This is a genomic window from Ruegeria sp. N8 (assembly GCF_056531325.1).
Genome location: NZ_JBQFLQ010000015.1, coordinates 1 through 24,345, shown reverse-complemented (window position 1 = coordinate 24,345; position 24,345 = coordinate 1). Strand labels below are relative to the sequence as shown.

Genomic DNA, 24,345 nt, shown 5'->3' with positions numbered 1-24,345 from the left:
TAAGCGCATGTTTTATCAATGAATTTTTGAGGTAAGTGTGTCTGCAAGAATCAAAGAGGTTGATTGGGAAGTTTCGATCAATGAGCGCAGTCTGGCGCTGACTTTGAGCAGCTCTTCAACTCGCTCGACAATTCGATGTTGCTCGGCCAACGGCGGCAACGGCGTTGGCGCAGACCGTATCAAGCCGATGTTCAAAGTCGGTTGAGCCAAGACACGAGTGTCACCACGAAAACGTTCCTGCATCATTCTGCTCCTCAGCAGAAGGAGAACAAAATTCTTCGAAAGCTCCTGCGCAGGAACTATCCGACAAACCGCACGCGCTATGTTCGCTCCGCGCCAGCTTTTCGGTGCGACTCCGAGCTTTCCAATGCTCCCCACGACGCCCATCAGTATCTCTCCACCTTCTAGCCGAGTGCGAGCATATTGATCGTCTACTTTTTGCGAGATGGATTTGTCAGGGAGCTCTGCCGGACTATAGATAGAAAGATCAGCGATCCTTACGAATGGCACCCCCCCATCGGTGTCTTTGCCAGGCACCAACACTCCATAAGAAATTGGCTTACTTGGTTCGATAAGCTCGGAAAACTCCACGAGTTCCCAACCTTTGGGCAGCTCACCATTTAACCCGTTAGATTGGTTCAACGACACTTGCCCTCTTAGCCCAGATCGCTTTCCATTCTTGGACTTGGGATTCCGCCTACCGATTTCCTTTAGGATGCTATCTGCGGCCTCGTCGGCGGGATTTCCTGTTCCCATTAGGCCAGATACTCCTAACTGGATAATTACTTCTTCAAGCGCTTTTATACTCTCCTCGGTCGTGAAGAGAGTGTCAAAGTGGGTTTCGATGCGGGTCCAATTTTGGGTGAGGTCTTCTGGGGATTGGCTGTTTGTGAGGGTGGCGAGGCAGGTTTCGACGAGGGTTTGGTGCGCCTTGAGGCTGTCCTCGGCCTGCCGCTCTAACGCATCACACAGCGCCATCAGCTCATCCACTTTGGCCACGATACGTTTTTGTTCGGCGAGTGGTGGCAGAGGAAATGAAAGCCCAGCCACGATCTTTCCAGAGACTTCCTTAAAGGTGGTACCTGGTGCAGCAGCATCGATCTCAGGAGCGAAACAACGTAAGACCAGAGCAATGTACCTGGACATTTCAATATGAAAAGGAACCACAGACTTAAAGCCTTGGTTCGTTGCCATTGGGCAAGCTGAAATGGCGACATATCCGATGGGGGCACGACTGGTAAAGAGAACTGTATTCGCAGGCATCCGCGTCGCCGAAGACTTGGCAAGTCCGATTTCGCTAAGGTCTCGACTACCCCTTTCAATGTAGATCTCGGTGTGCCCGCTTAGATCGGCAGGTGTCAGCCAAGGAAATCCGTCGCCAGGTTCCTTGAAGCTTTTAGGGTCACTCGCTTTCGGCGTGCCTCCGCCTACAACAGCCCCCACTTGGTCCAGATGAACCCACAGCCAGCTACTTGGCAACGAATGGCGCTCTTGTGTTTTCCTATGTTCGATCTGGCGCGGCTTCTTGATTTCGCCCTTTGCAACCAATTCTGCCTTGCCCCGACCCAAGTCTCTAAGAAGCTTTTCGGCCGCACCTTCCTGCTCATCCTGTTGGACCAGTTTGCCCCGCACTGCGAGTTCGAGAATTAGGGAGCGCAGTTTTTTGACACCGTACAAACTGACTGAACCGCCAGCCCCACGCCCTGCGCTGGATTTCTTCACGGTTGCTGCTGTCCAGATATCCAGATGCTCTGTTATGAGCTGGTTCGCATCCGTCATGTTCGGGTACCGTTCAGGGCATCTGCCAAGATGGCCTTTAACTGATCGCGAAGATTTTGGATGTCGTCCTGCGCGGCCTGATACTCTTCAAGAAGGTGATCGGGATTCAGATCTTTCTTCGCCTCTTCAAAAGGGTTCTTGTCGTCTAAATTGAAACCACGTTGTTCGAAGTACTCAACGCTACGCTTCCACGCCTGCCTGGATTCTTTGCGTGCCTTGAACCCATCGGCTTCATCCCCCCACCAGTCGATCTCGGGTTGGAACTCCTCAAACCGCATAGGTTTGGACTTGTTGTAGTTCTTCACGCCCTCCGGATAGGGGTGTTCATAGAACCAGACATCGGTCGTTGGCTCGCCTTTAGTGAAGAACAAGATGTTGGTTTTGATGCCCGTGTAGGGGTTGAAGACGCCATTGGGCAGACGGACGATGGTGTGCAGGTTGCACTCGTAGAGCAGCATTTCTTTCAGCCGCGTCTTGGTGCCTTCGCCAAAGAGAAAGCCGTCCGGCAGAACGACAGCGGCGCGGCCATGCTTCTTGAGCAGCTTGATGATTACAGCGATGAACAGATCGGCCGTCTCGCGGGTGCGCAAACCCGACGGGAAGTTCTGCTCGATCCCGTCTTCCTCGATCCCGCCAAAGGGAGGGTTGGTGATGATGCAGTGAACGCGGTCTTTGTCGCCATAGTCGCGGTAGGGCTTGGCGAGCGTGTTATCAAGCCGAATGCTTGATGGCGTATCGATCCCGTGGAGGATCATGTTGGTCATGCAAAGCATGTACGGCAGCGGCTTCTTTTCAACGCCCCTTATGGTCTCGGCAAGCAGCTTACGTTGAACGTTGGTTTTAGCGTATCTCTCTTTCTTATGATCGATGGTGCAGGTCAAAAAGCCGCCGGTTCCACAAGCAGGGTCAAACACGATTTCATCGAGCTTTGGATCGACACGATTGACGATAAAGCGCGTCACAGCACGCGGTGTGTAGAATTCTCCAGCGTTGCCAGCGCTCTGTAGGTCGCGCAGGATTTGCTCATAGATGCTGCCGAAAGTGTGCCAATCTTCGCGGTTGTTGAAGTCGATCTCGTTGATCTTGTTAATGACCTGACGGAGAAGCGTGCCTGACTTCATGTAGTTGTAGGCGTTCTCAAACACGCGCTGGATGATCAGCGCTTGTTGGCGCTGCGGACCCTGAACTTGCACAGGGGCTTTCAGTTTGGGAAACAGAGTGTCTTGGACAAAATCGAAAAGCCCTTCGCCTGTTAAGCCCTCGCGTTTTCCTGCCCAATTCCGCCAGCGCAGGTGATCGGGTAAAGCCGATACGAAGTCGTCATCAATGAGTTCAAGTTCCTGCTCGCGATCATCGAGGATCTTGAGAAAAAACATCCATACCATCTGACCAATGCGCTGCGCATCACCATCAACACCCACATCCTTCCGCATTATGTCCTGGATTGCTTTGATGATACTCGTCAGGTCTCCCATTAGCCGCCCGCCTGTTTGTAGATTTGTTGTTCAAGCTCTCTTATGGCTTGTTCATATTGTTCTTTACCGCCGAAGACATCGCGGATGATTTCGACAGGTGTTCCTATTTCATCGAAGGGTTCGAGACGCAAGACGGTGGCGTCCTCGATGGTTCTCACGCCTTCATCCGCATACTTGTCCAGAAGCGCAGAGAGAACCATTTTGGCCTGATCCCCGTACTTGGTGAAGTAGTTACGTTTTTTGACGTTGTTCGCGCGTTCTGCGCGCGTCAGCGGGGGCTGATCATAGGCTATGTGACAAAGCAGATCGAAGTCGCCGAAGTCCTTGCCGACCTCTTCAGCGAGATTTTCGATTAGGATACCATGCTCTTCCAGTTCCTGGATGATCGCAGCCTTTTTGTCAGTGTCATTCCACTTGCGGATGAAGTCGTCGAGCGAGGCAAATTCAGTCAATATCTGCTTTCGGGCAAAATCCTTGTAGGACTCTGTGATCAAAGTACCATCAGGGCCAATGAAGCTGACGCGTTCAGCGACGATCTCCACTTCGACGCCACTAACGACTAGCTTGGTCGAGCCGGGTATGTCTGACTCGTCGCTCCCATCATCATCCGTGTCTTCTGGTGGATCGGGGGGCTCAGGTGGATCGTCGTCATCTGGCTCGTATATTACGACCGCTTCACCATCAAATTCTGGATCATTGAAGAGCTCTGTCGCTTTCTTGAAATCCATAATCGTGAAGTACCATTTGCCGTGCTCTTCATCGACACGGGTCCCACGCCCAATAATTTGTTTAAACGTCGTCATCGAAGTAATCGTCTTATCAAGAACGATCAGCTTGCATGTTTTCGCGTCGACGCCAGTTGTCAACATCTCAGAGGTTGTGGCGATCACCGGAAATTTGCTTTCGGGATCAATGAAGTTGTCTAGGTCCGCTTTGCCATCTTCCTTCGTGTCTCCAGTGATGCGGCGAACGTACTGAGGGTGGTCGATTGCAAGCTGCCCAGCTGCGTTGACAATCGCCTTACGCATCCGTTCCGCATGGTCGATATCTTCACAGAAGATGATGGTCTTGCTGAATGGGTCAGTGGCGTTAAGCAGCTGCATAACGCGTGACGCAACCAGCTTGGTCCGCTGGTTCAGGACTAGGATACGATCCATATCCTTTTGGTTGTATTGGCGGACTTCAAGCGGGTTACCCAAATCGTCGATCGCGCCGTGCGGCGGAGTCCACCCCTCAACGTCTTTGTCGATATCAATCTTCACTACCTTGTAGGGTGCAAGAAAACCATCTTCGATGCCCTCTTTGAGGCTGTATGTGTAGACTGGCTCTCCAAAATAGGTGCTGCTTGAAACGTCTTTCGTTTCCTTTGGCGTGGCTGTCAGACCGATTTGTATTGCGCCGTTGAAGTACGCCAGAATCTCTCGCCATTCTGAGTTCTCAGAAGCGCTGCCCCTATGACATTCATCGACCACGACAAGATCGAAGAAATCTGGTGATACCGTTTTGAATGCCTTGTCGATCTCATCTCGTCCCGTGAGCGATTGGTAAAGACCCAAGTGGATTTCGTATGAGGGGTCAATCTTGCGATTGCCAATTTTGGTCATGACGGAGCCAAACGGTTTGAAATCGTTGACGAGCGTTTGATCGACCAAGATGTTCCTGTCCGCTAGGAACAAAATTCGTTTGGCGGCCCCAGCTTTCCAAAGCCGCCAGATAATCTGAAACGTGGTGTAGGTCTTTCCCGTTCCTGTCGCCATGACGAGGAGGACACGCCTTTCCCCTTTTGCGATCGCCTCGATTGTCCGGTTTATCGCTTCGGCCTGGTAATATCGTGGCTCTTTTCCGGAACCGTCGTCGTGGTAAGGTTCCATGAGCAGTTCTTGCTCATCATCTTCAATTCCACGAAATGATCGATATCGGTCCCAAAGGGTTTTTGGGCCCGGAAACTGGCCTAGTTCTAGCGTAGTCTCAATACTTTCACCATGCGCAGGGCTCTTGTTGTGCTGTTCGAACCCGTCGCCATTTGAGCTGAATGCGGTCGGAATCTTCATGATATCGGCATAGCCGAGAGCCTGCTGCATTCCCTGACCGATCGAATGATTATTGTCTTTCGCCTCTAAAACGGCCACCGGCAAGGATGGCTCCCAAGACAAGACATAGTCGGCGAACTTCTTCTTCTTCTTGTTGCGTGAGGACATGTTCCCGCGAACAATTATGGGTCCAGGAGTTAGCGTAACCTCTCGTCGGATCTGGGTAAAAGGATCCCATCCCGCCTTCTTGAGAGCCGGGGTAATGTACAAATCACAAATGTCCGACTCGCTTAGCTTCTTCTTTTCTTCAGGCGACAAGGACACGTTTCAATTTTCTCCAAATTTCTCACACACTAAGCCGTTTACATCATTTTAGAAACACTGTGACAATGCTGTGTAATTAGCAATTTTTAGGTTGGCTTAGTGCAAGTCGAAATGTGGTTTTTTGACGTCTGCTTTGATGTTTTTGTTGTTTCGCGGACTTCCGAGCTACACCCAACCTAAAACTCGCTTGTGTGGGCTCGATTACGAAGCCTAAGAAAATCCTCTCGGCACCTACGGAAAACCTTGTAGGGGGGGGGCTGGACTTTTGGGCTCTTAGGCGCGGCATGACTGCCTTCAACCGTCTTGCCTATGCCAGGCATTGCGGATCTGAGTGACTTAGCTTGTAGACTGCGATAAGGCGCGGACACCGGTATCGGTGGCATATATTCTGGTCCGGAAGGTGGTAGTGAGGAACTGTCAAACAAAGGAATGACGTATGAGAGTATGCGGTTGCGAGATATCGGCACAAGAGGTTCGGCTTGCCGTTGTCGACCTGGATGACGAGGGCAAGGTGAAGATGCTCCGACCGAAGACCACAAGGATTGAACTCGAGGATGATACATCCGAGGCAGATTTGCGTTCATTCATGGCCGCACTTGATGAGTTTGCTCGCGAAAACGAGGTTGGAACATTTGCGATCAAAACGCGCGCAAAGAAAGGCCGTATGGCAGGCGGTGCGGTCTCTTTCAAAATCGAGACTCTGATCCAACTTACAGAAGGATGTCGCACTAGGTTCGTCAATCCGGTGGCTTTGTCCAATTTCGCCAAGAAGGAAGTGAAAGAGTATCCCGAGAAGCTGCCGGTCTATTTAAAGAACGCCTTTCTTTCTGGTGCTTATACATTGGCCAAGGGCTAATGTCAGATCTTGGCTAGGCGTTCGGGTTATTGCGGTCTGTAATGCTGGCAATTGGCGACAATCGAAATCTAGAGATTGTCACCCATACGTCACCCAACGAGAAACAGCGAAGCTACCTTATCTTTCTTAGTGGGTTGAATAGAATGGGTAAATGGGGTTCGGCTATCTAACGACACGTGGATCTAACATTTTCGTGTCTCCACTCGAATGCTTATCAAAACAATGGGTCCTATCGGTCCATGTTGCTATTTTCTCGGCCTCCGAGGCTTTGAAAGATCGTTTTGATCTCAGGTTCCAAGTGCTGACCTCTGTAAACAAATGAAGTCTCATGGCGCGCGTACTTGCCGTGGCGATCTGCGCTGAGCCAGTTGTAGGAGCCAATTGCCAACAAGTCGTCGTCTACTGCAACAATCTTGCTATGCAACCGAGGTACTTCGTGAAGTCGTACACCGATCTTGGTTAGGGTATCTTTTGCCAATGACATCTGGGTTTGACCATCACTCGCTGTATTGGAGTTTAGAAGGGGGTCTGAGAATATATCTATGCTAGCACCTCGACTTACCGCCTTCTCGAATGCTGTTAAAAAGCCGACATTCTCCATTGTACGCGCAATGATCCACGGACTGACGATCGAGTATCGGTGCCCGTTACCAGCGAGGGCATCTATTAGGAACGCATCGTGCTCAGCAGCATCGCGAAGCATCTGGAGCTCGCCACTTTCTTCCTGCAGATCGCTCCTCGGCTCTGTCTCAAACTCAAGCGCATTGTCTGTTGAGCGGAACAGAAAATCCCCAAGCATCGAGCGGGGTGATCCCGGAGCGGCAGTCGCCAGAACGTCCATGTCGCCGAAGACAAGACAACTGTCTTTGGCGCGAGACACAGTAACATTGAGCATGCTAGCCGAGGTGTCGATGAAATTGCCATCTGCATGTTTCGAGTAAACAGGGGAGAAAATAACCACTGGTCGCTCGGCACCCTGTAGTGAATGAACCGTGCCGATTGTCATACCATCGCGCAAATCGACGGAGATACCTCTGTTCGCACAGGCTGTTCGAATTTCACGTACTTGTCGGCCAAATGGCGTCACCACACCTACGATTTGCTCAAGGCGCGCCTGGTAGCGGCTTTCTAATTCCGATCTATTGGCGTTCAGCCACGCAGCAATCGTCCGAGCTTCAAGCAAATTTGCGCGACTACTTCCCAGTCGAATTGCTCGTCCATCTACGTGCAAGTATCCCAATCCCGGCAATTTGGCGTCAGCGGGAACGGGGCCTCGAAGAGGACGCAGTTTGCCTTTGTAGCAAAGTGCATTGCTGTAGCCTATGATCTCGTCATAGCAGCGCCGATGTTCAAAGAGGTACAGTCCTTTCTCAAGTTCGGCATATGGTGAAACCTTGCAGGCTTCCTGTGCAATCCGCATGGTGCTGCCAGATGTCGTGCAAAAGCCTCTATCCGACAACTCACTCCAATCTTCATCGTTTTGGAGCAGCCCAACCTCGCGTAGGTTCCCGACGTCTACGGGCTTCGGTACGGATGAGATGGGTTCAATCTGCTGGGTGTCTCCAATCACAAGAGCACGTTTCGCAAGAGAAAAGCTAGCCCCGGAGACTTCCGGCAAGACTTGCCCAGCCTCATCCACAATCAGCAGATCTATGAAGTCATACAGATAGTCTTTCGCCCATTTTCCTCCGGTCTTGCGACTGTACGTTAGTTTTCCTGGCAAGCTGGCGAATGTAGCAACGGCACAAGGTGTTAGCATCATGCGTCTGTGCCAACGAGGAACAAGCGTCGCCTTGCCCCTCTTGTTTGATGATCCAGTGATGCCCGCGAGGTCTTCTTCCATAGCGAGCAACCAACGTCCTTCCCAATAGTGGGTCGCTAACAGAAAGAGCCTAAAGCGAATGCCGAGATCGGCGGCGCTCTCCAAACTAAAGTCTTCCAAGGTATCGCCAACAGCTTTTTTTGCGCGATCCAATTGGTTATCAGCTTTCGCGAGCGCTGAACGAAGACGACGAGCCTTTTCTAGGTCTGTTTTAGCCTGCTTCGTAGAAAGCTCGGCAGAGCGAAGGCTTTGAGTGACATGAGTTTCTAAATCCGCAACACGATTGAATCCGCCGGCATCCGGCATGAATTCTTGGATCGATTGTTGGGCTGATAGCACCCGCTTCTTTTTGATCGCTGGCAGAAAACTGATAAGCGCTGAGAATGTAGACTCTGCTGCGAGATGCGCTTCCAAGGCAGTTTTGGCTGACTTGAGCCGTTTGCCATATTGCTGTGCTTCGGCAGCCACTTCAGCTAGACCCTTTTCCGCTTCTTGAGGGTTCTCGCCCAGGACAGTCTTCACCTCTTCTTTTGCCTCTGTGAAGTTTTCGGCGGCCTGGTCCAGGTCAGACAGCTTCTTTGCCTCTTTTGCCATTTCAAACTGAATGGCGTCGACAACGAGCTCTACGCGAGCTTCTAACAGATCAGGAAAAGCGACCTGTGCCGCCTCAAGGTATTTCTCCTTAGCTTGGGTAAAATACTCGACGCTCTCGCATGCTGTCTGAAAATCCTCTGTTTGATACTTCCTCGCTGCTTCCAACTTGCGAGAATGCGACGGAAGGAAGATTCCGAAACTCTCGATACCCGGGAGCCATCGCCCGGCAAATGGTCCATCGCCCGTGGCGAAGTCCTTCCCAAAGGCGTCAATGATGTTTGTTACCGCCTGGTTGTTGGTGGATGCTGCTATGATGATCGGAGCATCCCCGCCTTTGAGCGCTGCCTTGATCCAGAGGCTTGCGACCGCGGATAGCAGCATTGTCGTTTTGCCCGTCCCAGGCGGCCCGTTTACTGCGATAACTTCTCCAGTGGATGATGCATCAAGGTAGGCCAAAACTTGGCGCTGATGCTCGGATAGTGGGAAGTGCGGATTGGAATGGCCAAGGCGGCGTCCGAATTCACTCTCTACTTTAGAGTCCGCAGGGGATACCGTTGTGCGAGGCGCAGCGACTTGTCTCAATAGTGGTAAGTTCGGCTTGTCACTCGCCAACTTGTCGTACAGATCAACAATATTGCGGATCGTGGCACTGGCATCTTCGGCTAACTCGAGGAAACCAAAGCCCATTGACTGGTAATCTTCGTCGCCATTCGGCCAACCCTCTGCAACCGCATCAACCATCTTACGGCAATGGCCCAAGTATTCTTGCCATGCACCTTCTGCGATCATGTCCGGCAATGGCGTCTCGGTTAGAAAATCATCGAGGTCTTCGACGCTACCGATTGAGAACTCGCCGGATGGAAGGGGTGACAAGACATCTCGGGCGAGAGCGTTTCGCAATGGTATAATATGCCCATCACGCTCAACTGTTGCTTCCGTCACAACTGGCGCGACGATCTCAGGCAGCCCATCGACACGCGAAGATGCGTGAGAGGACTTTCGAGCCATCACAAGTGGCCAAAATCGTACCGCGACGCTCTTCGCTGACTTCTGTCCACCAAAAACCCTATCTAGCACCTGGTCCGGGAGTTTTCCGGAACGGACCGTCTCGCCGGATACCTCAATGAACCGCTTTCGGTCTCTTTGGGTGAACTTGCCGTCCCCCAACGCACTGTCGGCCAGCGAAACACGCCAGTATTTAAGGATCTTCTCTGCGTCTTTGTCCATGATTGACTGTTATCGCTGTTGGCTTATGCGGTTGGTTCTATGAAGCTTCGAGCCAATGACGAGTAAAGTCGGCGACTCGAACGGATATTCTGATTTGAAACGCTAGCGCACTGTTTTGCAAAGATTATGGCGCGTAAGGGGTAGCGTACCTTTAATGGATAAATTGAATGCGCTCAATTAGCGGCACGTGGATCTAACGTTTGCACGTCGTCGCGCGCGAAGCGATATAACCACCGGATTACACGATCTGCGCCATCCCAACGCGCCAGGATCGCCGGAGCGTTGCTTTGCAGGAGTATGATCGTCAAATTGCCGGGATGCGTCTCAGCGGCGATCTCAGCGCCTATAGCTAAACAGCAGATTTGCCAAAGATTAATCGCTGTTCGTCGGCTCAGTTGCGCCAAGCAAAAGATTTAGCACGAATTCTCGTTGCTCTAATGAACTTATCCGACGAATCGATCTCCTTGGAGCGGGCGCTTGTTCCACCCACGTACCGCCAATCAATTTAAAAGTGTAGCGAGCTACAAGGCCGAGATCGGTAGGACACATAACGCGTATCCTCTTCGCAAAAGGGTAGTGCACCAATACGCGCTCAATCGTAGCCTTCACTTTAGGTTTCCGGTTGTCCGCTGTAACAAGTGATACGCTGGTTTTGGACTCATTACTCTCAACTTGTGCGATAAGGATCACGTCGCCGCCCGTTGTGGCTGGCAAGATAATGTGCTGAATGAAATCGTTCATGCCTAGTTCCTCCGCCCGACAACGGCTTCCAACTTTGCGCGTAAATCAGCGCGTTCCTGATGCGATAGCTTTGTGAAATCGTACGCTTGCGGTGTTTCTTTCTGCTCGATCTCGACCTTCTGCCCTTCTTTCCACCCCGCGCGAGTCTTCAGCCAGAATATCGCCGCTGGCGTTGACCCCTGTTCGATCAACCGAAACAGCCGCCGCACGACCTTGGCGTTTGCTAGTTCCAAACCGCTGTCCAATTCCTCTCGGTAGTGCCGCTGTAGCGTTTTCATACCAATACCCAGTGCCTTCGCGATGATCGTCTTGGGTGTGCCGCCCGCCACCAGCACTTCGACAATGTGCCGTTGATCGTCGGTCGGTTCATGCGCTGGTATCGCCATCTCCCGCGTGTCCCTACTTTGTGACCACAAAAGGAATTGAAGGGATGATAAGCGATTGCTAGTGCGCTCTAAACCGTTTGCCAGTATTGAAATTGGCCCTGGAATGCCATCGTTTAGACGCTTCGGGTTCAAAAGTACCGGCAAGAATCCTTGCACCAAATGCCGATTGAACCCCGATAACTTCGATAACTTGATAACGAATATTCGACGCGAAAGTTACTAAGTTATCGATGTTATCACTGCTTCGAAGACGTTGCGGCGGTGACATATTTCCCGTGTCCCTTTTTACTGACTTCGCCGGACTTAACCATCTTGAAGAGGAGTTGCTTGATGTTTCCTGGATCCTTTCCCAACTCTTCTGCAACTTCTTTGGGTCCAAGTGGCTCGTCGGAGTTCTCTAGAACTTCAATGATTTCCTTTCTCTCCGCCGAGCGTCTGACGTCGTCGACATCACCCAAGACGCGCCATTTGCCGCGATCGAACTCAACCACTTTCTCGATCTCTTCGATCTCTCGTCCGCGACCGTAAAGCGTTGTTCCCTGCGAACCTCTATAGAGTATGAGCGCAGCGTCGACTGCACCAGTTAGGCCGGTGCTGCCTGAAATCATGTCAAAGGGATCTTCGCCGGGCAGTTTTCGCAGATGATGCACGACAAGAATGGAAACTCCCGTTTCTCCGGCAAGTTTTTGGAGCGGGGCAAGCGCGGCGTAGTCAGCGTCGTACTTTCCTTCACCTCCCGTCGGAGGCCTGACTTTCGCAAACGTGTCTATGATGATCAGTGCCGGATCATGGGCGACGATCCAGCTTTCGATGCCCTCAATCAGGCCTTCGTCGAGGCGTTGGGCAACCGTTGCAAGCTCCAATTTCGATGGCCAAACCTCGCCACTTTCTGTGAGATCTTGTATGCGCCGCTGGAGACGTCGCTCGTTGTCCTCCAATGCGAGATAAAGCACGTGGCCATGATCACATTTTACCGACCCAAATGCATCTCTCCCGGATGCAATGGCCAGGCCTAGGTCAAGCGCCATCCAAGATTTGCCGACTTTGGGCTTACCCGCCAAGATAGTTACCCCCTCTGCAATGAAACCATCGACCGCAAACCGCAAAGGAGGAAACTCCTTTGATTGCAGTTGCTGTGCGGACGTCGGTTCGAATCCGTATTGCTGTAGGTCTGTTTGCGCTGGCTTTTTGCGCTTTCGTTTTTGGCGCGTTGTTGCCTTTGGGCGCGCGCTCGATGAATGGCTCGGCTTTGTCATTTATCTGAGCCCAGCTTATCAATGATACGGGTAAGCTCGGCCTCCAGAGCCGGCCGGTTGCGACCATGCTTGTTGATGAAGTAGACGCTGTTCCAGATTGCGGTTGCAATCTCGCGCCGCTTGGCACCGGCTTCAAAGAGACCTACTACCATTGCAAATATGGCGTCGCTTTTGTCTGGGTAAAGCACTTTGTCGTGCCCAAGAAGCACGCGTGGCATCATGGTCAAAGCACCGGAGTGTTTTGCCTGAACCTTTCGGCGATACTGGTCGCCTTCGGGAAGGGCCCGATACTTTCCACTGGAGCGAGCAGTGGGTTTACTTTTGCGGATCATCCGGGTTGGCCCTTCGACAAAATCTGGGGGCTTGAGACCATCTTTGGGTAAAGCATGCAGACCTTTGACAAGCTGGACTGTTGGTTTTGCATATTGCGGTTTGTGGTTGAACGTGCCTGGTATGCGGAGGTACTTCGTGACGCTCCAGCCGTTCCGATCGGCACCAAAGTCATAGGCGAGATTACGGGCAATCTGTTCTGCGTGAGGGACAGCTAACGGTCGCTCAAACTTCCATATCGCTTGGGTGCGCCCCGGCGAAGTACTCCAAGCGATTGATGGTGGTGGCTCAAAGCTCTCGAGCGGAGCCTCATCGACATCGACACAAGCATAGAACGTTGGCAGGGCATTCGCACGATTGCGCGCATTACGGTCAAACGGATTGGCACAGAAATAAAGATCGAACTCCGAGCGTGGATATTTGTCTAGGAAGTCTTTGAGTTTTTGACGACTGACTGGAAGCTCAAATGCATGCTCGCGCCACCTTCCAAAATGCACGTCCTTTGTCCCAACAAAAACGCAGTTGCCATTCTCGTGATCCTCCCAGGTAGACAACAAGAATTCGGACGCTTTGGCTTTCCAGCCACGAAGACGAGCTTCATTGTTCATGCGCCGAGGCATGTTCGTACTCCTTTAGTTTCAGTGACTTACAGGGTAATCGCCCGAGATTAGTGTCGATGTGACGTTGAAACGTTAATCAATGACGATTAACCACTCAACTCGATGAAATGCGCAGTGCCATGATGTGCCATATACCAGTCATCAGGACGCATGTTTGCGATCACTCAGTTGGCAGCGACGCCATCCACTTTTCGATCTCCGAGAGCCGCCAGTGTGCTCTGCCACCGTTGATTCGATAGCGCTTCGGGAACATTCCTTGGTTTTCCCATCTCTTGAGCGTCCACTTAGAGTACTTGAGCCCAAGCGCGCGAAGACCGTCGTGATCGATGAGGGTAAGTGGGTGGTGTTCACCTTCTCCCATGCTGTGCCAGTTCCAATTTTCCATGGCACAAGGATGCGTCGGTGGTCGGCTTAAGATCAAAGTCGAAAAGTGTTATTTTTTTTGACGTAACTGTACTCCTTGCCGAGCCGAGTCAGCGTTTCGCGGCAGTGCTTCTCAGGTGGCTCTCTGCCCTCCCGGTCAAGTTTTGCCGCATACCATTCTTGCAGCGCGCGAATTCGTTCCGCGCCGTTGACCGGTACGCCGCAAGCCTCAATTGATCGCCGCAGCCACAACTCTATGCTCGCATGATCAAACCTTTTCGGAGTACCACGTTTTTCGTGGGAAGATTCTAGCATTTCGATCAAGTCGATCGCATCCACTAGGCAAACTCGACGTGACCACTGGCGGAACCCAATTTGGGACTCCTCGATGCGGAAGACTTGTCGATCCTTTGCATCAAGCGGTTGCACTTTTCGCCCGAATTCCGAGGGCGCATCAGGAACGGCAAGAGAACCCTCGTAGATTCTTGTGGATCCTCGATCAAATGCTTTCCTCAATATGTGCTCCGCCCGATGTCGGCGGAAGTGCTTAGCATTGGTTACCAGGCGATCGTCTCGCGCAGTATTCGTCTCTGCAGTTAAAATGTCTCTCAGAGTTTTCCGGGCATTTTCTTCGTAGCTCGCCGAGTCTTCTCTACTAAGGCTACGGTACTCATCCCACGTCCACCCGTATGGAAATTCAAAGAACCCGATTAGGTTTGCGGCCACGCGGAGTCGAACGCGATATTCGTTGACATGTTGCGCGCAGATTTGCCTCCAGAGTTTGGGAAAGGCTGCATTACCTGTTGAGCCCATTGCTCGAGTGCCTCGCGTTTTTCATCTGCGTATGAGTAACGGTTATACACGGCAGCGACGCCAGAAATGATACCTGATTTATGGTTGAGCACTTTTTCGATGACATGTGGCGCAACGCCGATGCGCGCCATGCCTGAAGCAGCCGTTCGGCGCAGATCGTGAAACCACCAATCGTCGAAGCCGACTTCGCGATCGAGGCGCTTTTTCAATCGCCCAAACCCCGAGACAGGAGTGGTGCCAGTCGTCGTAAACACATAGTCGGAACCGGTGAAGCGGGGCAAGCCGTGAAGAATGCTAATGACCTGCGGCGACAGTGGTACATCATGCGCAATTCCGTTTTTCGCGCGTTCGGCAGGAATCGTCCACATCGCATCGTTCAGGTTGATTTCAGACCATCGCATCTCGGAGACTTCGGCGCGACGCTGGCCGGTGAGTATGAGCAACTGCACAAGCGGGCCGAATGGATATTGATCGCGTTCTGTTGCAGCCCAAAGCAATTGCAATTCGTCGTCGGTCAACACGCGATCGCGCGCCACTGGTTTGCGCGGTGTTTTCAGACCAGCAATTGGATTGCTCGCGATAACGCCACGATCGACACACCAGTTCATAAGCTTCTTGAAAACGGCCATCGCATTGTTCGCGGAGCCAGCCGATGAACCGGCAACAAGATTGTCCAAAACACGTACTGCGTCTTGGCGTTTGATCTGATCTACCGGCATGTCGAATAGTGGTTTCCAGTGGTGTGTCAGCAGACGTTGTTGCGTGAGCCAGCCTCGATTACGCGGCTTTGCATAAAGATCGATGAACTGTGGAACGATTTCACCGAGCGTTGGGCATGCAGGCTCTTGAACGATCCCAAGCTGTATGTCGCGCAGTGTTTCCTGCGCTTTCTGACGCGCCTCGGACAGCGACAGGGCAGGGTAGGTGCCAATCTTCACCCGTTTAACGCGACCGTTCACTCGAGGAGCGCAAAACCAAGTCTTGTGACCCGATGTCGATACCCGGACACCGAAGCCAGAGAGTGTTTGATCGTACACTTCAAGGCGCTTGGGGCCGGGGGCTGTGACGGTATCGACGAAGCGGGCAGTGAGTTTCTTTTTCATACAAGATATATAATCTGACAGTCGCCTAATCTCATGGGTGACAGTCAAAATTATATTCTAAAAAACATAGGGTTGTCTGCGCCGCAGATGTGGCGGGATGTGGTGGTATGTGGCGGAATGTGGAGTTCGTCAGATCAGGACAAAAGGGACATAGCCTTGGCTAAACAAGACCCGATTCTCAAATTTTGGAAATTCCTGCCGTGACCTACGGACAAATCTGTGGGGAGAGTTCGATGGACTTTTGGGCCTTTAAAAAATGGCCGTTTCAATGGGCCGAATGGCGTGTGCGTTTAGTTTCTGCGAAACCGTTCCAGCAGTTAACATAAGCGCGCTTATCGAAGTTTATCCGCGACAACAGTGCTCTCAATTCGTTTCCCAAACACGGAATCAAACTAAACACCGAACCCCCTGAAAGTAGAAGCAAAAAATTTCGGGGGTAGAAATGGGGGTATTTTGTCCACACGGCGTCACGGTCTAAGAATTCTGATCAATATACGACTTTACTAACATTGTTGTCTGTTGCGATTAGTCGGACTTCGAACACCAAAAGCGGACAGTCGTTTTGCTTGGTTGCAACGACCGCTTCAGGGGACAAAGTTGCCGTAGGCTCATCGCTTTCTGATGACTGGTCTCAGCCCAAACCGGACATTCGAAACTAGACTTTGCAATTTTCGAGATGCGGAAATTTCGTCCTGTTCTGTTTGCAACGGCTGAGCCTACAATTGCCCTAATAGTTGGGGGCAACCCACTCACGTGCCGCCCCCTGCCATTCCGACCAAAATGAAGCCAGAACGGAAACTGCTACGCGGCATGCATCAAAGATTAACCCTCAGTCTCAATCCTAAGACCAGCGGATCGTTCGAATTTGATCCGGGATTTTTCAAGTATTGCACGTCTGCCGTCAGCGCCAGATTGTCAGCCAGGTCCAAACGGTAGAAAGCTTCAAGTGTCGTTTGATTGGGCAATCCTGGTGTCGTCAGCTCAGCAACAGTGGCCGCTATGCCAAAGAGATCATCATAGGTGCCAGGTCGCCACATCAAACCTGCGTTGACTGCCCGCCTGGCCAACGCACCGCCGCCATTGGACCATCCCAGCCGTCCAAAGATCATCAGTTGGTTGTCGAATGTATGGTTGGCAGAAAGTGTGGCTCCGTATGTTTCCGGTACGCCAACTTGTTGGCGCGCATCCGTGTGAAACATCCCCAGATGAACGTTTGTCAGAAATCGTTTTGATTTTTCGGGCGTCCAGCCGATCTCGGCGTATTTGTAAAATTCGCTACCCCCGGAAAACCACTCAATGTCTGTGAGAGACCCATTGGCGTCGCTGACCACCCCTAACGCGTAAATCTGATCCGTCAGATAGCCGCCGACCGTGACACCAAAACCGGGATCGGGGATTGGCAACACCGGGCTAAACAGGATTGAAAAGTTCGAAAAGGTCGTTCGTGGGTTCACGTAACCCAGAATGTCAGAGTAGTCGCCCGGATCGATCCGACCCGCCACCACTCCTCCGCGTCCGTTTGCGAAGGCTTGTTGCCAGTAAGCTACCGACAAGGTCGTGTTCGTGTCCCCAAACGTGACCGCGGTTGCCCCTTGATATCCAATTTGCGCAGGAAGCGCTGAAGGTGCAATGGACTGGCCCAACCGGTGTCGGTTCTCCAAAATAAAGACGAGGCTACCCGAGTTTTCACCACCCCGGTCTACCAATTCCCACGTCCCGATCATCCTGAGCTGACCGGATGCAGATTCGTCCTGCCCGGTCAGGCTGTGAGAACTGCGTTGGTATAGCGCCTGGTAATCAAAGCTGAGCGCCAATCCGGTGTTTTCCCGAAATCGACCCAAAGCGGTTTCGGTTGGATCAATGGCACGGTCCAAACCGGGCCATCGTGAGTCTTCAAGTCTGCGCAGCCTGTCTTGCTCCTGTTGCGCACTGGCTGATCCCGGGCCACCCAACGAAACCTGGGCTGCGGCCTCCAGTTTCGCCTGAGCAGCATTTTCCTGGGCATCAGCAGCACCACAAAAAAGTGCAAAAGCGCTCAAATACGCGGCGGCAAGGGTCGGTCGTGGTTGAAGGTGCGATCTCTGGTGCGACAAACCTCCAATCACTCTACGTCATCCACAGCTTTGATTTCGGGAACACGTTCCAGCGCCACAGCCATGTCGGCGCTGCTCATCAATTCGATCATCTGGTAGTCATCCAACAAGCCATCGCCGAGGCGGCTGACATAGAAGGCCTGGATAAAGGTTGGATCGTCTGGCAGGGAAACGGTGATGTAGTTCTTCCCGTTTCCAAGCCCCCAGTAATAGCTCAAAAGCTCTCCGCCGAGCGCTTCGATCCCGCCCTTCACCGAGGCAGCGCGATCCCCCGGATTGGCAATCTGCATCTCCCAGGCCGCACTGTTCGACGTGCCAATGAATAAAAACGTACGCATGCTTTCGGCGTCTTCAGCAGCGGCAATTGAACCACAGAACGCCATAATGACGCCAAGGCTGAGATGTTTCACAGTCTTTCCTTTCAGGGATGGTTTCCTGGCTGACGTATGGGGTTATCAAAGATAGACCAGCCTACTTTCCATTTATTCCAGCGTATTCTTGTATAATTTGCCGTCCTTCATGATGACACGGATGGTATCGAAACCTTCTTCACGCGGTTCCGCGTCAAACCATTTCGGTTGGGCCCCTAAGACGGACAGATCTTCCAACGGGTTGCCATCAACGATCAGGATATCGGCATAGGCTCCTGCTTGAATCACGCCCAGTTTTTCGGGATAAGGATTGCGTTGCCCCGTCAGCTGGGCCAACTCGCCCGCCGTCGAGGTGGCCGAAACCAGCATTGCATGATTCCCGAACCAGTCGGCAAACTGGTACTTTTCGAAATCGCGATGCGCGCGCCCCTGATCGAGCGTTGACAGCACTGTATCAACGTTGTGCACGACCTTGGGTTTGTACTTCTTGACAAGCGCGATGAGATCCTTGCTTTGGTCATGTGCAACCGCAAGCTTGATGCCTGCTGGCGTACCCGGTGCAAAGTTGGGGTGCTCAAACAGGATCGGTGAGAACCCGGCGGTGTTGAGGGACCAGAATATCCCTTCATCAGCCATGCGCTTCACGGTTTCTTCTGTGACCATCTGGCCGTGCTCAATGACCTTGACGCCCGCATCCAGTGCCATTTGGACAGTTTCGTCCGTGTAGGCATGCGTGAAAGCATAAGTGTCAAAAAAAGCCGCAACGTCGACTGCCGCCTTTATTTCTTCCACGCCGTATCCCACAGACCAAAGCGGGTCTAATTCCGAGGAAACACCGCCGCCGACGGTTAGCTTGATTTGCGTGGCCCCATAGCTGAGGTTCCGGCGCGCGGCTGTTCTGATTTCGTCTACGCCGTCTGCAACGACCGCGAGATTGAGTTCTTCCACCTGCGCGACGGGGCCACCTTCAGCCCGGGCACGAGGGCTGCGCCAGTCCGTGTGGCCAGATTGTGGACCGATGCACGCACCGCTCGGGTAAATCCGAGGCCCGACAAGGACATCCTGATCGATCAGCTTTTTCATAGCATCGCCTTGGCCACAGGCATCGCGAACCGTTGTGTACCCATCCATTAGGTAATCACGCGTTTGCGACCGCCATCGCGCCGACGCCGTCCCAACTCGCATATTCCGCGCCGCCAAAGCTTGTGAAAAGACCGGTCAGGTTCAGGTGGACGTGGCTGTCGATCAGCCCGGGCATCAATGTGCGACCACCTCCATCCACAACAATCGCGCCAGGCGCGTTGATTGCCTCGGTGGACACTTCTTTGATCAAGTTGCCTTCAACCAGAACGCTGGCGTTCTCGATCCGCGCCTCATTTACTCCGTCAAAGACATGGACGTTGGTGAACAGGGTTTGCGGTAGGGTATCCTGTGCAAATGCGGCAGTGGCCGTGCAAAAAACGAGGCTCGCGACGGCAGCCGTCTTTGTCGAAATACTCATGTCCTTCTCTCCTTTAAAATTTAGTGCGCGGGGTGCCGAGGTAAGTTCACCCCACGCGACACTCAGTCGAGTGTGTTCTTGTAGATCACGCCATCTTTCATGATGATCTTCAGATTGGTGTCGGGATCGGATAGCAGCAGGATGTCCTCCAGCGGGTTCCCGTCGACCAATAGAAGATCGGCGTACGCACCCTCTTCAACCACACCCAACGGGCCGTCCTGATAAGGATTGTTCAAACCTGTAAGACGGTTCATGCGCGCGCCGTTTGAAGTTGCGATGCGCAATATGTCATACGGGCTAAAGCCCGCTTCGTGCAGATACCCGATTTCGTCGTTCATTTTCTTGTCTTGCTCAAGCGTCTGGTCCCAATTGTTCACAAGGTCTGTGCCCAGAGTGTAGAGATCTATCATGCCCGGCGTCGTCTGGATCACTTCGATCATATTGGCGGCAGCATCCCGCACGCTTTTCCATTTCACAAATGACGCCGGAGTGTAAAAGGCTTCTGCCTGCTCAGTCGTCACCGAGTAGACCGGGGCCACCGCCGTTGCGAACATGATCTGCTTTTCGACCATAACCTCGGCAGCCTCCTTGGTCAGGAACGGGATGTGCTCAACCGTTTTGGCACCATTGTCGATGCAGTTGCGGATCGCCTGTTCGGTGAACACATGGCAGGTGACATAGGTGCCCCATTGCGCGGCAGTCTTGACCGCCATCTGGATCTCGTCAGCTTGGTACTGAAGTGAGTGCAGCGGGTCGAACTCGGACGTAACCCCGCCGCTGACCATGATCTTGATCTGGGTTGCCCCGCGACGCAGGTTTTCACGCACGGCCATTCGGATTTGCTGAGGTCCGTCGGCGATAAAGCTCATGTCCGTTTCGACCCAATGCGACGGCCCTTGTCCAGAGAGTGTCGGATGCCGGTCGTTCAGCTTGCGGAAATCGGCGTGGCCGGACGTCTGGGTGATAAACGCTTCGGAGGAATAGATGCGCGGGCCTGGGAACATTCCGGTATCTATGATGCGGGCGATGGACTTGGCCGGTCCTCCAAGGTCGCGCACGGTTGTGAACCCGTTCATAAGAATGCGCTCGGACCGGATAGTGGCGACGCCGCCAAGATGGAATGGAGTGATGTTCTGGCGCAATCCGTCGCTGAGCGGATTGAAGACCAAGAGATGAACGTGCTGGTCATGCATTCCGGGCATCAGCGTGCGCCCACCACCGTCGATGATTTGCGCATTGGCGACGGCAAGCGGCTCAGTCGAGACCTCGGCGATCAGGTTATCGACGACCAGAACATTTGCGTCTTCGATCAAGGCCTCATTCACACCATCAAAAACGTTGACGTTGGTAAACAGGATTGGGAAACTTTCCTCCTGTGCAACGGCTTGGGTTGAAGATAAAAGACCTGCGACAAGGATCGTCGTCTTCAGAACTTGGGCCAGTTTCGACAGCATCGTTGCATTCCTTTCGGCGAATCAAAGAAGTCGGGTTCCCAATGTGAGTTTAGGGACTGAGCCAAAAAATTGCCTGACACCTTGTCAGCGGTTGAAAATTAGTTTTGGCAATCTGCAAGGTTCGACGCGTTTTCGGTGGAAGTTTCCAGCGCCTCTGTCCTAGTTTCAACGAACAGGAGGCGCGATGACCGGCGAACGTATCAAGAAATCGGACAAGACACTGCCGCTCGTCAGGGCGTCCGTTGCGGGTCCCGTTGTCGCTGCCCTTCGCAATGTGAGCATCGAACCGGCGTTCGTCCTCGATTCTCTGGGACTAAATGAAGCCCAGGTGATGGACCGTCAGAATTTCGTACCACACGACACTGTCTACCGGATTTTTCAGGCTGTGGCCGATGCCACATCACCGGTGTTCTGCGCCAAAGTCGGTCAATCCGTCGACCTTGTTCGGTTTCTGCCACTTGGCGACATGTTGGAGGACGCGCTGACTCTCGGAGACTTCTTCACAAGGTTCACGCAGGCGGTCTCCAAGGAATCCAATGCGGTTACCCAATCGCTGCTTGTCGAAGACGAGCACGCGTATTTCCACGCCAGACGAAACTTTGTTGTCTCGGTTTCGCCGGCACAGGCAGATGCGTTTCTGGCCAGCGTCTGGATATCTCTGTTGCATCGGGTTCTGGATTTCAGATGGGACCCCCACCAGATCATTCTGCAAGTCAGTGATCCGGATACGCTCCCCGAACAATTTCATGGCGTCAAAGCAATCCAGTGTGGGCCGCAGGGGTTTTCAATCAGGTTTCCGTCCAAGTGGTTAAACCACAGACTGACACAGGAGGCATTGGAAAACCCGTCAAGCCTCAGGGTCAAGGACGATGATCTGGCTGCGCCGCTGGATTTCCTTGCCGGATTAGAAGGACTGATACGGGTGCATTTGGCTGAACCGGAGTTTGGTGTCGATGCCTTGGCCGGCCTTTGTGGCTTTCATCGCGAAACGCTTAACAACCGGCTGAAACCCTATGGACTGACGGCCTCGCAGGTGATTGCGAGTTTAAGACAGGATGCCGCTGAAAACCTTCTCGTCGACGGCAACACTTCCGTAGGCGAAACAGCGCGAAGGCTCGGGTATGCCGACCCCACAGCGTTCTCTCGGGCGTTTCGTAAATGGACGGGCCTATCTCCGGCAGCCTACAAGAAATCAAACCGGAAGGACTAGCATTGCTCCTGAACATCGCCATCGGTCTTCTATCTGCATTTTTTCTCTTTGCTTCATCCATCAAGATTTTTGGGTGGCAAAAGAAGATTTTTGAAATCCAGTTGGGCATGTTCGAAAGCTATGGCCTCAACAGGCAGATCATGTTCCTCGTCGGATGCGGAGAACTTTTCGGGGCAATCGCCATCTGGTTTCAATCGTCCTGGATCGGGCCGCTAGGAGCACTTGCGTTGCTAAGCACATCTGTCGGAGCGATATTTTGCCATCTAGTGTACGATACTTGGAAGCAGGGTATACCGGCGACGATAACAGGGTCACTTGCGGCTCTTGTTTTGAGCGCTGAGTATTCGAAACTTCTAAACGTGCTGTAACGACAGCCACCCGACCGATGCCAGGCAGCCCCAGGACAGCGATGGAACGTCTACAACGGGCCTTTATTCTCGAATTTGCGAAGTCCGCTTTCTGCGCATTGCTGTCATTGGGACATCGCGCAGCATCGGTCAAAATGGGCTCGTTGCAGTCATTCGCCGCAGTCTATCTGAGCGTCCGCTTTTGGTTTATGAACGCGCGTCTGGGTAGCATATGGGTGACAGACACCCGTGTGGTTAGGTGTGGAGCGTTGTGGCAGCATGTGGTGATATGCAAGTTAGAAGCTCAATCAAGCCAAGAAGTTAGTGTGGCTGGATGAGGCGGCTTGTGGCGGTATGTGGGTCAAACCAGACTGATTGAAAATCCTCGTGTCGGTGGTTCGATTCCGCCCCCGGGCACCACTTCCTCAGGTAAACCCTTGGTTTCACTCCAGCTTTTAACAGCAGGTTGGAGCCGCAGACCATGTCAGAGACCATTTCACCCAAGTACACCTTCGTGAAAGAGGGTGTTTTTTACTTCAGTCGCCGCATCCCCAAGGAGCTTTGCCGCTACTACTCGTCTTCTCGGATCGCATATTCCTTGCGTACTCACTCGGCAAACGTAGCGGCGACGAGAGCAAGAAGAGCGGCTGATCAACTGGATGAGTATTGGTTTCACCTGAGGTCGCAGGATACAGAACTGCCTGGAAAGCACATGTTGCGTCTTGGCGCAGCCAACTCCGCCGTAACACCAGTTGTTCTGAACGAGACTTCTGCTGCCTCTGTACTGTTGTCTGAGGCAGTCGAGATTTATCTTACACAAAAGGGCCAAGGACGCCCCGTGACGTTTCACCGGGGCGCTCAGAGAGCGTGTGGCTACGTGATTGATGCCTGTGGCGACAAACACCTCGAAGTCTATACCAAAGCGGACGCGAATAAGTTCCGCGACGCACTCATCGCGCGTGGTCTCGCCGGTAGCAGCCTCACAAGGATTTTCGGTACAGTCAGAGCCGTAACCAATTTCGCAGCGAGTGAGCAGGGGTTTTCGCTGCACAACCCTTTCTCAGGAGTTTACTACGACCGCTCCGCCGGAGTCTCTGGCCGCAACCCATTGCCTAGAGAAGCGATAGTGACCGTTCAGGCGAAATGCAGGGAACTTGATGACGACTTGCGTTGGTTGGTGGCTTTGGTTTCAGACACAGGCATGCGGCTTGCGGAGGCTGCTGGGCTGGGAAAAGAAGACTTCATTTGTGCGGACGATGGTTCTCTCTCAATTCGCGTTCGCCACCATCCATGGCGTCGTTTGAAGACGCAGGACAGTGAGCGTGATGTACCACTTGAAGGAAACGCTAGATGGGCAGCGCAGCGCATACTCAAAGAAGCTGGCTCGTCTCGGTTCGCATTCCCAAGATACAACAGGTCCGATACCACCAATGCCAATGCGGCTAGTGCCGCCTTGAACAAGTGGATGAGGGAACTTGTCCCAGCGGGATACACCATGCACGGTTTCAGGCACTCAATGCGGGATCGTCTAAGAGCCGTAGAGTGCCCGGCAGACGTGGTCTGTCCGTCATCGAATGATTTGGAACACGAGCGTTTGATTGGCTTAGGAGGATCAGGCTCGCCGTAGTTTCAATCTACGCCGCGTTCTGA

The 24,345-nt window shown here is 52.8% G+C and carries 20 protein-coding genes; 4 read left to right on the top strand and 16 right to left on the bottom strand.

What is annotated here, in order from left to right:
* Positions 1 to 15 precede the first annotated feature (15 nt).
* Genes ACR0C5_RS18565 through hsdR form a run of 3 tightly spaced genes read right to left on the bottom strand, consistent with a single transcriptional unit; the run spans position 16 to position 5,608 of the window.
* On the bottom strand, positions 16 to 1,779 hold the full coding sequence (locus ACR0C5_RS18565) for a restriction endonuclease subunit S (RefSeq protein WP_480878350.1): 1,764 nt from the start codon (positions 1,777 to 1,779) through the stop codon (positions 16 to 18).
* Complete coding sequence (locus tag ACR0C5_RS18560; protein WP_480878348.1) at positions 1,776 to 3,254, bottom strand: type I restriction-modification system subunit M; 1,479 nt, start codon at positions 3,252 to 3,254, stop codon at positions 1,776 to 1,778. The genes ACR0C5_RS18565 and ACR0C5_RS18560 overlap by 4 nt, the downstream gene beginning before the upstream one ends.
* Positions 3,254 to 5,608, bottom strand: coding sequence for an EcoAI/FtnUII family type I restriction enzme subunit R (hsdR, locus tag ACR0C5_RS18555; RefSeq protein WP_480878346.1), 2,355 nt, complete (start codon positions 5,606 to 5,608; stop codon positions 3,254 to 3,256). Before hsdR ends, ACR0C5_RS18560 begins: the two co-directional genes overlap by 1 nt.
* Positions 5,609 to 6,044: 436 nt before the next feature.
* Between hsdR and ACR0C5_RS18550 the strand changes: the two genes are divergently transcribed.
* Positions 6,045 to 6,464: a DUF3010 family protein gene (locus tag ACR0C5_RS18550; protein WP_480878344.1), complete on the top strand. Its 420-nt coding sequence runs from the start codon at positions 6,045 to 6,047 to the stop codon at positions 6,462 to 6,464.
* Positions 6,465 to 6,693: 229 nt separating this feature from the next.
* On the opposite strand, the gene ACR0C5_RS18545 is transcribed toward ACR0C5_RS18550, so the two are convergent.
* The 13 genes from ACR0C5_RS18545 to ACR0C5_RS18485 form a co-directional block, all read right to left on the bottom strand.
* Entirely contained in the window at positions 6,694 to 10,107 is a 3,414-nt protein-coding gene (locus tag ACR0C5_RS18545) for an AAA domain-containing protein (RefSeq protein ID WP_480878342.1), read from the bottom strand.
* A 372-nt stretch (positions 10,108 to 10,479) separates the two neighbouring features.
* Positions 10,480 to 10,848: a hypothetical protein gene (locus tag ACR0C5_RS18540; protein WP_480878340.1), complete on the bottom strand. Its 369-nt coding sequence runs from the start codon at positions 10,846 to 10,848 to the stop codon at positions 10,480 to 10,482.
* A gap of 2 nt (positions 10,849 to 10,850) precedes the next feature.
* Positions 10,851 to 11,234, bottom strand: coding sequence for a hypothetical protein (locus ACR0C5_RS18535; RefSeq protein WP_480878338.1), 384 nt, complete (start codon positions 11,232 to 11,234; stop codon positions 10,851 to 10,853).
* A gap of 236 nt (positions 11,235 to 11,470) precedes the next feature.
* Positions 11,471 to 12,490 (bottom strand): AAA family ATPase, encoded by a 1,020-nt coding sequence (locus ACR0C5_RS18530; protein WP_480878336.1) that lies wholly within the window; start codon positions 12,488 to 12,490, stop codon positions 11,471 to 11,473.
* On the bottom strand, positions 12,487 to 13,440 hold the full coding sequence (locus ACR0C5_RS18525) for a DNA-primase RepB domain-containing protein (protein ID WP_480878333.1): 954 nt from the start codon (positions 13,438 to 13,440) through the stop codon (positions 12,487 to 12,489). Before ACR0C5_RS18525 ends, ACR0C5_RS18530 begins: the two co-directional genes overlap by 4 nt.
* 160 nt (positions 13,441 to 13,600) lie before the next feature.
* A complete protein-coding gene (locus ACR0C5_RS18520; RefSeq protein WP_170682526.1) occupies positions 13,601 to 13,801 on the bottom strand; it encodes an AlpA family phage regulatory protein in 201 nt (66 codons plus the stop codon).
* Between the two features lie 56 nt (positions 13,802 to 13,857).
* Positions 13,858 to 14,319 carry a hypothetical protein gene (locus ACR0C5_RS18515; protein WP_170682525.1) on the bottom strand — a complete coding sequence of 154 codons (462 nt, stop codon included), beginning with the start codon at positions 14,317 to 14,319 and terminating at the stop codon, positions 13,858 to 13,860.
* Positions 14,320 to 14,513: 194 nt separating this feature from the next.
* Positions 14,514 to 15,719 carry a tyrosine-type recombinase/integrase gene (locus ACR0C5_RS18510; RefSeq protein ID WP_480878331.1) on the bottom strand — a complete coding sequence of 402 codons (1,206 nt, stop codon included), beginning with the start codon at positions 15,717 to 15,719 and terminating at the stop codon, positions 14,514 to 14,516.
* 815 nt (positions 15,720 to 16,534) lie between these two features.
* A complete protein-coding gene (locus ACR0C5_RS18505) occupies positions 16,535 to 17,593 on the bottom strand; it encodes a carbohydrate porin (RefSeq protein WP_170649421.1) in 1,059 nt (352 codons plus the stop codon).
* 227 nt (positions 17,594 to 17,820) lie between these two features.
* The gene (locus tag ACR0C5_RS18500; RefSeq protein WP_170536279.1) at positions 17,821 to 18,222 is read right to left on the bottom strand and encodes a hypothetical protein; all 402 of its coding nucleotides are present in this window, start codon (positions 18,220 to 18,222) and stop codon (positions 17,821 to 17,823) included.
* Positions 18,223 to 18,294: 72 nt separating this feature from the next.
* Positions 18,295 to 19,314: an amidohydrolase family protein gene (locus tag ACR0C5_RS18495; RefSeq protein WP_480878328.1), complete on the bottom strand. Its 1,020-nt coding sequence runs from the start codon at positions 19,312 to 19,314 to the stop codon at positions 18,295 to 18,297.
* A gap of 7 nt (positions 19,315 to 19,321) precedes the next feature.
* Positions 19,322 to 19,684 carry an amidohydrolase family protein gene (locus ACR0C5_RS18490; RefSeq protein ID WP_480878326.1) on the bottom strand — a complete coding sequence of 121 codons (363 nt, stop codon included), beginning with the start codon at positions 19,682 to 19,684 and terminating at the stop codon, positions 19,322 to 19,324.
* Positions 19,685 to 19,746: 62 nt separating this feature from the next.
* Positions 19,747 to 21,138 (bottom strand): amidohydrolase family protein, encoded by a 1,392-nt coding sequence (locus tag ACR0C5_RS18485; RefSeq protein WP_170649422.1) that lies wholly within the window; start codon positions 21,136 to 21,138, stop codon positions 19,747 to 19,749.
* 184 nt (positions 21,139 to 21,322) lie between these two features.
* Here ACR0C5_RS18485 and ACR0C5_RS18480 point away from each other — a divergent pair, with 184 nt between their 5' ends.
* From ACR0C5_RS18480 to ACR0C5_RS18470, 3 genes are all read left to right on the top strand, one after another.
* Positions 21,323 to 22,348: a helix-turn-helix domain-containing protein gene (locus tag ACR0C5_RS18480; RefSeq protein ID WP_170536273.1), complete on the top strand. Its 1,026-nt coding sequence runs from the start codon at positions 21,323 to 21,325 to the stop codon at positions 22,346 to 22,348.
* Entirely contained in the window at positions 22,297 to 22,716 is a 420-nt protein-coding gene (locus ACR0C5_RS18475; protein WP_170495826.1) for a DoxX family protein, read from the top strand. Before ACR0C5_RS18480 ends, ACR0C5_RS18475 begins: the two co-directional genes overlap by 52 nt.
* 460 nt (positions 22,717 to 23,176) lie before the next feature.
* The gene (locus tag ACR0C5_RS18470) at positions 23,177 to 24,322 is read left to right on the top strand and encodes a DUF6538 domain-containing protein (protein WP_480878324.1); all 1,146 of its coding nucleotides are present in this window, start codon (positions 23,177 to 23,179) and stop codon (positions 24,320 to 24,322) included.
* The last annotated feature ends 23 nt before the right edge of the window (positions 24,323 to 24,345 follow it).

Bases quoted from the DNA above. Each gene is read 5' to 3' on its own strand.
- ACR0C5_RS18565 (WP_480878350.1), bottom strand. From the start codon at position 1,779: ATGACGGATGCGAACCAGCTCATAACAGAGCATCTGGATATCTGGACA.
- ACR0C5_RS18560 (WP_480878348.1), bottom strand. From the start codon at position 3,254: ATGGGAGACCTGACGAGTATCATCAAAGCAATCCAGGACATAATGCGG.
- ACR0C5_RS18550 (WP_480878344.1), top strand. From the start codon at position 6,045: ATGAGAGTATGCGGTTGCGAGATATCGGCACAAGAGGTTCGGCTTGCC.
- ACR0C5_RS18545 (WP_480878342.1), bottom strand. From the start codon at position 10,107: ATGGACAAAGACGCAGAGAAGATCCTTAAATACTGGCGTGTTTCGCTG.
- ACR0C5_RS18540 (WP_480878340.1), bottom strand. From the start codon at position 10,848: ATGAACGATTTCATTCAGCACATTATCTTGCCAGCCACAACGGGCGGC.
- ACR0C5_RS18535 (WP_480878338.1), bottom strand. From the start codon at position 11,234: ATGGCGATACCAGCGCATGAACCGACCGACGATCAACGGCACATTGTC.
- ACR0C5_RS18530 (WP_480878336.1), bottom strand. From the start codon at position 12,490: ATGACAAAGCCGAGCCATTCATCGAGCGCGCGCCCAAAGGCAACAACG.
- ACR0C5_RS18525 (WP_480878333.1), bottom strand. From the start codon at position 13,440: ATGCCTCGGCGCATGAACAATGAAGCTCGTCTTCGTGGCTGGAAAGCC.
- ACR0C5_RS18520 (WP_170682526.1), bottom strand. From the start codon at position 13,801: ATGGGAGAAGGTGAACACCACCCACTTACCCTCATCGATCACGACGGT.
- ACR0C5_RS18510 (WP_480878331.1), bottom strand. From the start codon at position 15,719: ATGAAAAAGAAACTCACTGCCCGCTTCGTCGATACCGTCACAGCCCCC.
- ACR0C5_RS18495 (WP_480878328.1), bottom strand. From the start codon at position 19,314: ATGGATGGGTACACAACGGTTCGCGATGCCTGTGGCCAAGGCGATGCT.
- ACR0C5_RS18490 (WP_480878326.1), bottom strand. From the start codon at position 19,684: ATGAGTATTTCGACAAAGACGGCTGCCGTCGCGAGCCTCGTTTTTTGC.
- ACR0C5_RS18485 (WP_170649422.1), bottom strand. From the start codon at position 21,138: ATGCTGTCGAAACTGGCCCAAGTTCTGAAGACGACGATCCTTGTCGCA.
- ACR0C5_RS18480 (WP_170536273.1), top strand. From the start codon at position 21,323: ATGACCGGCGAACGTATCAAGAAATCGGACAAGACACTGCCGCTCGTC.
- ACR0C5_RS18475 (WP_170495826.1), top strand. From the start codon at position 22,297: ATGGACGGGCCTATCTCCGGCAGCCTACAAGAAATCAAACCGGAAGGA.
- ACR0C5_RS18470 (WP_480878324.1), top strand. From the start codon at position 23,177: ATGTCAGAGACCATTTCACCCAAGTACACCTTCGTGAAAGAGGGTGTT.